This is a genomic window from Paenibacillus sp. EB106-04-04-XG159 (genome assembly GCF_058791835.1).
In genome coordinates this window covers 155,474-166,283 of the sequence record NZ_JBYTDY010000010.1, presented here as the reverse complement: position 1 = coordinate 166,283, position 10,810 = coordinate 155,474, and the positions used below count along the sequence as shown (strand labels likewise).

General features: G+C 43.8%; 10 protein-coding genes and 1 pseudogene. 7 read left to right on the top strand and 4 right to left on the bottom strand.

The features are described from left to right. Positions 1–102: 102 nt before the first annotated feature. The 3 genes from AC3WTP_RS14070 to AC3WTP_RS14060 are packed head-to-tail and all read right to left on the bottom strand — an operon-like array spanning position 103 to position 3,253. On the bottom strand, positions 103–1,140 hold the full coding sequence (locus AC3WTP_RS14070) for an ABC transporter permease (protein WP_492395251.1): 1,038 nt from the start codon (positions 1,138–1,140) through the stop codon (positions 103–105). Next, complete coding sequence (locus AC3WTP_RS14065; RefSeq protein ID WP_492395250.1) at positions 1,061–2,080, bottom strand: ABC transporter ATP-binding protein; 1,020 nt, start codon at positions 2,078–2,080, stop codon at positions 1,061–1,063. Before AC3WTP_RS14065 ends, AC3WTP_RS14070 begins: the two co-directional genes overlap by 80 nt. Positions 2,081–2,083: 3 nt before the next feature. Continuing rightward, positions 2,084–3,253 carry a COG1470 family protein gene (locus AC3WTP_RS14060; RefSeq protein ID WP_492395249.1) on the bottom strand — a complete coding sequence of 390 codons (1,170 nt, stop codon included), beginning with the start codon at positions 3,251–3,253 and terminating at the stop codon, positions 2,084–2,086. A gap of 204 nt (positions 3,254–3,457) precedes the next feature. On the opposite strand from AC3WTP_RS14060, the gene AC3WTP_RS14055 reads away from it, so the two are divergent. From AC3WTP_RS14055 to AC3WTP_RS14030, 6 genes and pseudogenes are all read left to right on the top strand, one after another. Then, positions 3,458–4,060: an RNA polymerase sigma factor gene (locus AC3WTP_RS14055; RefSeq protein WP_492395248.1), complete on the top strand. Its 603-nt coding sequence runs from the start codon at positions 3,458–3,460 to the stop codon at positions 4,058–4,060. Continuing rightward, positions 4,053–4,808: an anti-sigma factor domain-containing protein gene (locus AC3WTP_RS14050; RefSeq protein WP_492395247.1), complete on the top strand. Its 756-nt coding sequence runs from the start codon at positions 4,053–4,055 to the stop codon at positions 4,806–4,808. Before AC3WTP_RS14055 ends, AC3WTP_RS14050 begins: the two co-directional genes overlap by 8 nt. 125 nt (positions 4,809–4,933) lie before the next feature. Continuing rightward, a complete protein-coding gene (locus AC3WTP_RS14045) occupies positions 4,934–5,155 on the top strand; it encodes a hypothetical protein (protein WP_492395246.1) in 222 nt (73 codons plus the stop codon). Positions 5,156–5,195: 40 nt separating this feature from the next. Next, positions 5,196–5,885 (top strand): HAD family hydrolase, encoded by a 690-nt coding sequence (locus AC3WTP_RS14040; protein ID WP_492395245.1) that lies wholly within the window; start codon positions 5,196–5,198, stop codon positions 5,883–5,885. Positions 5,886–6,251: 366 nt separating this feature from the next. Then, positions 6,252–6,377: pseudogene (locus AC3WTP_RS14035) on the top strand (helix-turn-helix domain-containing protein); the annotation flags it as partial. A 108-nt stretch (positions 6,378–6,485) separates the two neighbouring features. Continuing rightward, entirely contained in the window at positions 6,486–6,995 is a 510-nt protein-coding gene (locus AC3WTP_RS14030; RefSeq protein WP_492395244.1) for a YfiT family bacillithiol transferase, read from the top strand. A 125-nt stretch (positions 6,996–7,120) separates the two neighbouring features. On the opposite strand, the gene AC3WTP_RS14025 is transcribed toward AC3WTP_RS14030, so the two are convergent. Next, the gene (locus AC3WTP_RS14025; RefSeq protein WP_492395243.1) at positions 7,121–7,300 is read right to left on the bottom strand and encodes a zinc-ribbon domain-containing protein; all 180 of its coding nucleotides are present in this window, start codon (positions 7,298–7,300) and stop codon (positions 7,121–7,123) included. A gap of 445 nt (positions 7,301–7,745) precedes the next feature. On the opposite strand from AC3WTP_RS14025, the gene AC3WTP_RS14020 reads away from it, so the two are divergent. Next, complete coding sequence (locus tag AC3WTP_RS14020) at positions 7,746–10,706, top strand: DUF4855 domain-containing protein (protein WP_492395242.1); 2,961 nt, start codon at positions 7,746–7,748, stop codon at positions 10,704–10,706. Positions 10,707–10,810 lie beyond the last annotated feature (104 nt).

The window sequence follows — 10,810 nt, the reverse complement described above, 5'->3', positions numbered from 1 at the left end:
ACTGCATAAAATGAGCTGCCAAGCATGAATCTGGCAGCTCATTTTTAGTGCGCCAAGCATGGGCGCTATCTCAAGAATTCAAGTCCCTTCATTTCATACAACCTATGCGCGGGAACGGATCTCTTGCTTCATAAATAAAGCATAAGAAAGACCAAAGCAAATCATCGTCTCCGCAATCAAGGCGGTTAACTGCGGCCAGACAAGCAGAATACTTTGTCCAAGCGGCAGCGGACTGTCCGGTATCGCACCTACTAGCTGCTGCATCGTCAATGGTCCGAGCGCGCGGACATTTGGCATGAGCAGCGTCATCGTCGCTTCATCAAACAGCATTGCGGGTGATATTCGCGCAATATTCTGTAACGTGCTTTGATAGCTCAGAATCTGATTGACACTTGAAGCATCGGTAGGCGCGATCAAACCGGCTACTAGATTGAGAATTAATCCGAAGAAAACGGTAAAGAACAGCCAGACGGAAATAGACAAAAGCGCCGATGTGGCTGCCTGACGGAACCAGATCGAGAATAGAATCGATAGATTCAACCAGAATCCAACGTAGAAGACCGTCATGATCAGATAGATGATAACCCGCAAGAATTCTTCCAATGTCGGTGGATACCCAATCGTGATCATCCCGAATCCCATAACGAGAAATCCTAACGTAAAGAAGATGATCGCGATCATAATCAGCGCCGCAACAAATTTAGCATTAATAAAATAGTCGCGATGGATCGGCTGAGACATAACACGGCTTAACGTACCCTTGTTCCGTTCTGAGTTAACGGCGTCGAAGCCAAGCACAATCCCGATCAATGGCCCCAGGAAGCTCACAAAGGTAACAAAAGAAGGGAGCGTTCCGTCCGATGCTGTAAATATTTTTAAGAACAAAAAGTTCGTATTCGCGCCTTCAGTTGCCGCACCGCTCTTTAGTGCTGTTATCGCCGAATATATAGAGCCGATACAAGTCAGAGCAATTAATGCCAACAGAACGATATACCGCCAGCTGCGGATATGATCGGTCATCTCTTTTTGCACCATGATCCAGAATGGATGAGGAACAGCATCACGTTCTGTTCGCGGCTTCCGGTGAAACTTGAGCTTGAGGTTCAGCTTTGGCTTTGCCTTGGACAGCAATTGGTTCATCAGGATCACCTCCTTCAAAATAGCGGTGATAGATTTCATCCAGTCCATACTCTTTGGTGCTGATATGAGACAACATAGCTCCAGATTGTACGATCAATTGAGAGATTACACCTGCTAGATTGCTATAACAATCAATATCAAGCCAACCTTCTTGTAGTTCAACATTGATGACTCCGTCAACTTTATAGAGGGACTCAATTAATTCTGCCGTGATCGGATCAGCCTTTACTTTGACACGCACCGGTTCTCCTGCAAATAACTCTCTGGATAAGCTGGCTACGTCACCTTCTGCTAAGAGCTGCCCCTTTACGAACAAGCCGACACGATCGCAGATCTGCTGCACCTGATGCAGATGATGCGAACAGAGTACAATCGTAATGCCTTCATCATCTCGTAATTGTTTGATCAGATGAAGCAGATCTCGGACCCCTACGGGGTCAATGCCAAGCGTAGGCTCATCGAGGATGATCACTTCCGGCTGCTTAATCAGCACATCCGCCAGCCCTAGCCGTTGTCTCATCCCGCGTGAGAAGGTTCCTACTCTTTTCGAGACCGCATCTGATAGACCCACGCGCTCGATGAGCTGTTCAGCTCGTTCTTGCGCTTGCTTAAGTGGAATACGATTCAGCCTTGCTGTATATATCAAGTTTTCAAGCGGCGTACGATCCTCGTAGAAACCCACGTCGTCAGGCATATAGCCAACGCGGCGCTTTACCTCCAGCGGCTGTCTGGTTGAATCGAACCCGCAGACGCGGACAGAACCGGAGGTTGGTTCGGTCAGCCCAAGCATCATCAGAATCGTTGTCGATTTCCCCGCGCCGTTAGGGCCTAACAGTCCATAAATTTCACCGGTTTGAATCGATAAGTCAAGATGGTCGACTGCTGTATGGTTATCATATCGCTTCGTTAAATCTCTTAGTTCGATAATGGATTGTTCCACCGTTTACCTCCTCCCGTAGGTACGGAAAAGATAGTATACTCCGCCCGCGACGGCTATGATGATCAGTATGCCGAGCCAGCCCCATAGCATGGAAGTTTTCACCGCTACTCGGAACTGAGCATCTGCAGACTTCTCTACGCTCTGCGCCGTCATGTCTACTACATAATCTCCTGCAATCGCTTTCTTATCTGCTTTGATCGTGGCCTGCACACTTGCTGTTTGACCGGGATCTAGACTTGCAATGGTCTTTGGCTCGAACGTCACTTCCCAATCAACCGGTGTTGTTGAACTCATCTGAATATCCTTCAAAGTACTGGTTCCTGTATTGGTCACGACCAGATCCAAATTTTTAGAAGAACCGGATGTGACGGAAGTGCTGAGCAGATCATTCGGTGTGCTAAGTTTAATGCCGTATGTGCCGGTAATGACGGCTTCAAGCTCTGTTTCTGCCGATGTGGAATTGGTTACGGCTTGAATCGGAATCTTATACGTATCTGCCTTTACCTGTTTAGGAGGAACGGCTGTGATACTGATTTCCTCCGTAGCATTCGGCTCGACATTAACGGATGCTACATCGCTGCCTGCAACCGAGAATTTAACATCCCATCCTGCAGGAGCATTCGCGCGCAAGGAATAGAGCTGCTTCTCAGCTGTGCGATTGCGCAAGGTTGCACTGAAATTGAACGTGGTTTCAGAGTGACCCTGTATGTTCGGCTGTTCGGAAGTGAGCTCCGTTTTATAGGTGCCCTGTTCAGAGACTTTAACTTTTAACGGAAGCGTATATCCCGTACTGGCCTTCACAGAAAATGTATATTCCCCTTTACTCACCTCAAGAGGAACATTTAGCTGCAGGTTCAGAGTCTGCGATTCATTTGGCTTAACCGCGATTTGTTGAATCTGATGGCCGCCAGAGGTTAACTCATAATTCCATTTACTAGCTCCTGTATCGACACTTAGCCCTACATTCTGGATCTCATCGGTGTTATTGATGACATCGATTGAATAACTGATCTCCTCTCCAGGCGGTGCCGTGAGGCTTGTATACGTGGTATACAGCGATACTCCTCCAGCGGCGTATGCGGTACTGCTCATTCCTGGGCTCATGCTCAATATTCCGAATGTGAGAATAAAGATGAGCAGCGATGCAACTCGTTTTTTACTAGCATGTAACATAGAATCATAGACCTCCTTGGATGAAAGTTATACACTCTAAGTACGCCCAGGGAGTGCCGTTTGGATTTATCATTTTACATAAAAATTAGCTTAAAACAACCTTAAAACAAGCTTAAATCGAGTTAAATAATCAAGGCTGGTATTCACACGTTGCAAAATATTTGATACATATGGTTTAGACATCTATGATTGGGGTGAGGGTATGTGTCAGATTTAGACCGCAGTATGGTAGAGCTATTGCAAGAAATAAAGAACGGATCCATAGACGCATTTGACCGATTCTATCAGAAGTATTCTCCATTTATCATGCAAATTGCCTTGCGTATCATGGGAGACAGGATGGAAGCAGAAGATGTCTGTCAGGATGTATTTCTTGAAATTATAAAAAAGGCAGACCATTACAACGCCACGAGAGGCAGTCTGGAAGCGTGGATCGCCATTATGACGCGAAGCCGTTGCATTGACAGCTTGAGAAAAAGGCAGCGAACCGCTGCAGGGGAGCTATCGGAAGCAGTTGAATCTGCAATAAGCTGCAGATCATCAGCACCTGCCGTTGAAGACTCGGTTATGGCTAAGCTGCAAGTCGAGGCGCTCCGAGAAGCGCTTCAGCTCATTCCTAGTAAACAGAGCGAAGTCGTTACTGAAATGTACCTGGGCTCACGCACCCAGCAGGAGCTGTCAACCGAGATGCATATTCCGCTAGGTACTGTTAAATCGCTCGTGCGGTACGGTCTTCGTAATTTACATAAACAGATGTCTAGTTTGGGTTGGGGGGACCCCAAGAAGAAGGTGATGCGCCATGAATAACACAACATGCAACTGGAAGGAAGAAGATCTGATCGATTATGTGATGGTTAAGCTTCCTGAGCATAAACGCGATCAATTGACTCATCACCTGCAAACCTGCCATTCCTGTAAACAAGGTGTACTCATGTGGCAGCAAACCTTAACAGGGACCCAAGCTGCGCCCCATGATGATCCACAGCTGCAGCAGCAGGAATCCCTTATGATGCCTTCTATGCGTATTAAGAGAAAATTGATGTTTCGAGTGCTGCTTAACAAGCTGCTATACGTGATCAGACGTCCGATTACCACCGTATCGATTGCCGCTTGTCTAGCGTTATTCTTGATCGTCTCTTCATTTGAAGCGAATGATGTGATCCAGGAGGTTCGACCGCCACAGTGGACGCAAGAAATGAACAATATTGAAGGAAGCTCATTAATAGGGGATCCGCAGACTATCATCTATCGGATCGAGCGACTTCCTCAGCTGAATATGGACGGATATGCCTGGATCAAGGGCAAGTCCAATGAATTACTGTTCTTATTTGACGGATTAACTCCTTCACAAGTGCATGATTATCAGATGTGGGCTGTAACCAAGAACAACCAGACCAATATCGGATTGCTTCGTTATGATCAGGGAAAGGCTTATTTATATTTCAACGGCAGACTGCCGCAGACTGTTAAGCATTTTGCTGTCAGCATCGAGCCTAAAGGCGGCAGCAAGGTGCCAACGAACCCATTCACGTTTAACGTTGTTATTCCTAAGTAAGTTCAACCCGATCGTCCCTGTCATTCTCCCATATGTGACAAATGTCCTCGAAAACACAAATCTAAATTTTGAATAATAAGACATCAACTATTGTGAGGATAATCATATGTAGAAGGGGCGTGAGAGTGTTGACAGCCATCCGTGAATCCGTAGAGCAGGATTATGTTATTGAGCACCTGAGACAGGAATTTCAATGTACAGTACTATGGTGCGAAGGGCGAGCATGCCTAGAGTATGACAGCGAGGAAGAGCTTGACCATATATCCGACTATGTAAAAGCAAAGTTTGATCGAGACCTTCTTGATGTATTTTTTACAGCTATCGAAAGCATTCCGGTGGAATCATAGATTTTAAAAGCTTCTATAATCCTATTAAGGGGTGGAACTTTTGCAGTATAAAGCTATCTTCTTTGACCGTGATGATACGTTGGCCTTTAATGACCCAGGATGGGAGACTCTTCGTGATGACAAGTTATCAGAATGGAGCGGTGTTCCCTTTTTATTTTCTCATGAACTGTTTATGGAAGTTTTTTGGGAGGTTTTCAACGGCGGCCATGATTTTGCACCCTATAAAAATGTGGAACAAGAGCTGAAATTTTTTGCCGAATGGTACAGAGTATTGTTTAAAAGGCTTGGAATAACAGAACAGGTATCAGAACGCGTAGATTATTTAATGCAGCATTTATGGTATCTAAAGAAAGAGTTATTTGAAGAAACTATTGAGGTTTTAGAGTATTTTAAATCCAGAGGATATAAGATGGGGGTTATTAGTGATTGTCCGCCTTCGCTCGAGATGACATTGAAATCGGCAAATATCCATCATTATTTCTCATCATTTACGGCAAGTTCGCTAGTTGGAGTTGGTAAACCTCATCCACGTATATTCAATGCGGCTCTAGATTCTCTAGGTGTAACTGCTGGGGAAAGTATATACGTTGACGATTACGAAGTTGAAGCGGTAGGAGCTAGAGAACAAGGATTTACGTCTTTCTTAATTGATAGAAGCGGGAAATCTAGCGTTCAATGGACCATACATAATTTGAGAGAGCTTGTAGACTTTGTGGAGACATTGGACTAATCAATACTAGTTTAATGTAACGGGAATCCGGTGAAGGCCGCTATAGCAGTCTTCGCCAGATTTTTTAGTCGGATCGCACTTAAATTCTATCGAGGCTTGGTTTCTCTTTGTTTGACAAAATTTTAGGGGCTATCCCTCTTGGGACAGCCCCTTTATATCAATTTGCCAATGCTTTTATTTCTTCCGCTGAGTAGCCAGCATCCTTCAAAACTTTTACACGATTATTAGTAATAACGGCTATAGACTCGGTTACTCTCTGCAGTTCCTCTTGTGCAGCGGATAAATCACTTGTTTTGCCGCTATCTAAATACTTCATTAATTTTTGTGCAGTTAATTGCGATTGGATCGCCATATTCGAAATAAGGCTATGCAGGGATGAATTATGCAGTAAAGCTATATAAAGAAGGAGGTATGACTGTAAATCAAATTTGTGAAATTACAAATGTGTCAAGGGCTTCATTATATAGAAAGCTATCGGAAGGGAACGAATAATCATTCCTTATTTCATTAAAGGGCCATATAATTGAGTAACCTATTGTGAAAATAATGGTAATTTAAAATAATTGTTATTAAAGGGCAGAAAAGTGAGGGGAATTTATAATGGATAATAGATACCCAATTGGACAATTCGATTGTCCAAATGAAGTACAAAATAAAGATATTCAAATGTGGATTAAAGAAATGACTACACTACCTAGTCGTTTAAATGCATTAACTGTATTCCTTGATGAATTGAAACTAACAAAAACGTATAGAGAAAATAGCTGGAATGTACGTCAACTTATTCACCATATTTTCGATAGTCATTTAAATGGTTATATGCGAATGAAATTAGCTTTGACAGAAGAAAATCCAGTGGTTAAAACGTATGAAGAAAGTGAATGGGCAAAGCTATTAGATTATGAGTTGCCTATTAAAGTTTCATTACAGTTATTAGAAAGTCTACATGAACGCTGGACATTTTTACTTAAAAATCTAACAGCTTCTCAATTACAGCGTACATATCAGTATCCTGATGGTAGTAAAATGCGAATTGAGCAGAGTATCGCACTTTACGCATGGCATGGTAATCACCATTTGGCACATATTCAACAAGCTTTAAATAAATAACATTTGGGTTCATTTCTTGAAATCAATAGCATGGTTACTCAAGAACGATATTCCATAAAAGGGCGCTTTAATGGAGCAATGAAAAAAGCCTAATTTCTTCACATTAAATTGAGAAATTAGGCTTTTTAATGTTGAAATTTCCTTAACGTTGTAATTCCGCATTTTCCTGACGCTACACCATATTCAAATTCAAATGTTTGAGGTTCAGTTGGTGGTATAGAGGCTGTATTCATAGGAGCCGCACAGCTTTCACAGAAATTATTCGTGTCAGTATTTTTATGGCCACAGTTTTGACAAACCTTCATGTGTCTACCCCCTGCAAAAATATTAATTATTTGATAATATTCTCCAATATATTACCTAGTCTATCATTCGAGATAAGTTGTTACAAGGTAAAAGTCATTTCTACAACAGCCCCCTTCGACTCATAGACCCCCTCTAAAAGATGGACAAATCGTCGATAGCCTAGTCTTATAGTCTTAGTAGGTTCGAAGGATTGGTTAAACACTGAATATATGTATAAGTAAAAGGTAAAGAAATGTATACGAAAGGTAATGATTTATCTATTTGAAATAGGGGTCAAGTTTTTTACTGTTACAGTAGGCCATTGCTTATGCTTCTCAATATCGTGATAGGATCACGAACAGGAGGGAAGGAGGAAAGAGCATCGAACTCAGCTTGAAATGATAAATATGTTGTTAAAAGTTTGATGATGTTTCTTTACTCAGGAATAAGAAGGGAGCTACATGAATGAAATGGAATAAGAGATGGTTATCTATTATCATGATTACATCCATGTTGTTGACAGTGGTACCGATCGTGCATGCGGAAGAGGCACTTCCGCCAACACAAACAAAAGAACAGGCTCCGGTTGCGGAGACTGAAGGAGTGGTTCCAGTCGTGTATGGAGAGCTTCATAATCTTGCTCAAGGTCTTCCTTATGAATGGTCGCAAGGCCCTGAACCAACGTATCCAGATGATGGTACGAAGCTTACCGACGGTAAGTATGGGACGAAGAATATCTCAGATCCAGCGTGGGTAGGACATCACAAGAAGATGACGCGCGAAGTCGTATTCGATTTAGGCGAGGCCAAGTCGATCTCGGGTGTTAAAGCTCATTTTCTGCAGGATTGGCCGAACAACAATGTACTCATGCCGCTGACGGTCTCCATGTACGTCTCCGACGACAAGGAGAATTGGGGGTTGCTCTCGCATAACGCGATCCAGACGTTATGGAGAGATGGACAATACGAGGAGACTTATGCATGGGATGGAAATAAAGATGGAATCCCAAGCGCAGGCCCTGATGCGAAGATAGCCTATGCTCGTTATGTAAAAGTAACCTTTTCGATGCACACGAGAGCAATGACTTTTGTTGATGAAATAGAAATTTTAGGTGCAGACGGAAAGGCTGAAGGAGCGGTAACGGTTCCTGCTGAGCCTGTTGGCTTTTTGAAGCCGGGAGAAGCAACAGCTGGAATTGAGCATCTCGGATTGCTTTATAACGGACATTATTCGAATGGCAAAGGAGATTGGTCGAAGGAGCGGATCATTCCGAACATCAGTTATGTCGATAAGACAGATAAACCTGTGGATTGGCTCTTTGACGGTGTGCTGTATCTCGGAATTAGTCCACCAACACCAAATCGTGATTTTGGCGGAAATGCATACCTGGAGGACTGGAAATGGTATCTGGACAAGACCTTTGCTCCAACAGGCGATATGTATCAGCTAAATGAAGCGACGAAGGAAGTAGGAGTAGCGTTAGGCCAGCCTAATCAAAAGGAAAAGGTTGTCTTGATGATTCCGGACCCAGGTGAGTATATCACGAATTTCGGAGTCATTGATGGTGAGAATTTAAATTTCCGCGCTTCAGTAGTCGGAAAAGAGAAAGCGCTTGCAAATCGAGAAAAAGCGGTTCAATGGTATTTGAACGAAGTGAAGCAAAAGTGGGAAGCAGCGAATTATTCCCATCTTGAGCTAGTGGGCATGTACTGGCTGGAAGAGCAGATCAGTACAAGTGCGGAAGGACCGGATTTGATTCGTTCGGTAAGCAACGAAGTTCATAGCATGAATGTTTCCGGAAATAACAATATGAAGTTTTTCTGGATCCCGCACTTCTTGGCATACAAGAGCTACATGTGGGAGGAAGTCGGATTTGATGCCGTAGCTTTCCAACCGAACTATTTCTTCGAGCCGATGGACTATGACCGTCTGAAAGACGCTGCGAACATCGCTAAACAATATGGCATGACCAATGAGTTTGAGTTCGATGATCGAATGCTGACAGACAGCGTATTCCGCGAACGGTATATCGATTATCTGAACAGCGGCGTGGAGACAGGTCTAATGACCAATGGCTTCAATGCTTATTATCAAGGCAATGATGCCGTGTATGATAGCGCGGTAAGCACAGATCCTGCCAACCGCATTCTATATGATTGGCTGTATCAATACGTAAATGGAACGTACCAAGTCAACAATGGCGCTCCTCCAGAAGTGGAAGTGCAGATGAACGGGCAGCCGTTCCAAAGTGGAGTCGCCCTGCCTGACACGGAATCCGTTCAGTTTACATGGCAATTGAAAGAAGACGATGGAATTACGAAAGTAACGGCTACGTATGATGGCAAGCCTTATACAGCAGGTACCGTCATCCCTCTGGCTGGCAAGCTGGGTAAGCATGAACTGGTCATCACGGCAACATCGGGCAAATCGCAGAAAACATCTTACGTAATCGAAGCAACTACGAATGCATCCGGTATGAAGATGCTAGTGGATCGCTTCGATAAAGCCCAGCAATTTACGAGTGCCGAAGCGGTGCGTTCTTTGAACACTTATTTGGATATCATGCAGCGCTACGAAGGGAAAGATGCGGCGCAAGTTAACAAATATCTAAGAGCCTTTAACGCAAAGCTGGATGAATTGAAGACAGCGGGCACTGTTAAAGATGAGGCGTACAACACGCTGAAGGATAACGTCTATTACCTCATCGGAAACATGGCGCTGGGTAAAGCGGTAGAAGCATCTTCGACCGAAGGCGGCAATCCGAATTATGCACCTGCGAAAGCCGTTGACGGATTCCCTGCTTCCAGATGGGCGAGCGATTATGTGAACGATACTTGGTTCCAGATCGATCTCGGTGAAGCGCAGATGGTAGATACGGTTCGAATCGACTGGGAGTATGCTCGCGCTGACCAATACAAGATCCTTGTGTCGAACGATAAGCAGACCTGGACCAATGTGATGGCGAATGACGGAATCATTAAAGCGCATGATGGCAAGGAAACGGTACAATTTAATCCGATCAAGGCGAGATACATCAAATTCCAAGGTGTTAAAAGAGCTACAGATTATGGATATTCCTTCTACGAATTCGGTGTATATAACCTTTCAGAAGCTGTAGACGTGCAGGTTATTGACGGCGTACAAGTAACGGTCGACGAAGCGGCGAAAAAAGTAACGATTGATGGATTCGTGATGAATGGCAACCTTGCAGATGTGAAGTTGAAGGTAATTAATCCGAAAGGCAAGGTTCATCTCGAAGCTCAGACGAAGACTACAGAATCGGGAAGCTTTCAATTCACCTTCAAGCTGACGGGTAACTTGAAAGGAATCAATGAAGCGTATCTATCCACAAGTGATATGAGCGAGCCTGTGAAAGTGACCTTCGAATACGAAAAAGAAAATCCAGGCAAAGGTCACCAAAAGTAACGGCAATAATAAGGTACAGTGCACCCCTTATAGTAGACATTGGATAAACACCTTTGGTGTTAGTAACCGATGAATATATAGGGGGTGCATTTTTTATGTTTATA

Excerpts from the sequence above, each read along its gene's own strand:
- AC3WTP_RS14050 (WP_492395247.1), top strand. The coding sequence starts at position 4,053 with ATGAATAACACAACATGCAACTGGAAGGAAGAAGATCTGATCGATTAT.
- AC3WTP_RS14070 (WP_492395251.1), bottom strand. The coding sequence starts at position 1,140 with ATGAACCAATTGCTGTCCAAGGCAAAGCCAAAGCTGAACCTCAAGCTC.
- AC3WTP_RS14030 (WP_492395244.1), top strand. The coding sequence starts at position 6,486 with ATGGATAATAGATACCCAATTGGACAATTCGATTGTCCAAATGAAGTA.
- AC3WTP_RS14025 (WP_492395243.1), bottom strand. The coding sequence starts at position 7,300 with ATGAAGGTTTGTCAAAACTGTGGCCATAAAAATACTGACACGAATAAT.
- AC3WTP_RS14060 (WP_492395249.1), bottom strand. The coding sequence starts at position 3,253 with ATGTTACATGCTAGTAAAAAACGAGTTGCATCGCTGCTCATCTTTATT.
- AC3WTP_RS14020 (WP_492395242.1), top strand. The coding sequence starts at position 7,746 with ATGAAATGGAATAAGAGATGGTTATCTATTATCATGATTACATCCATG.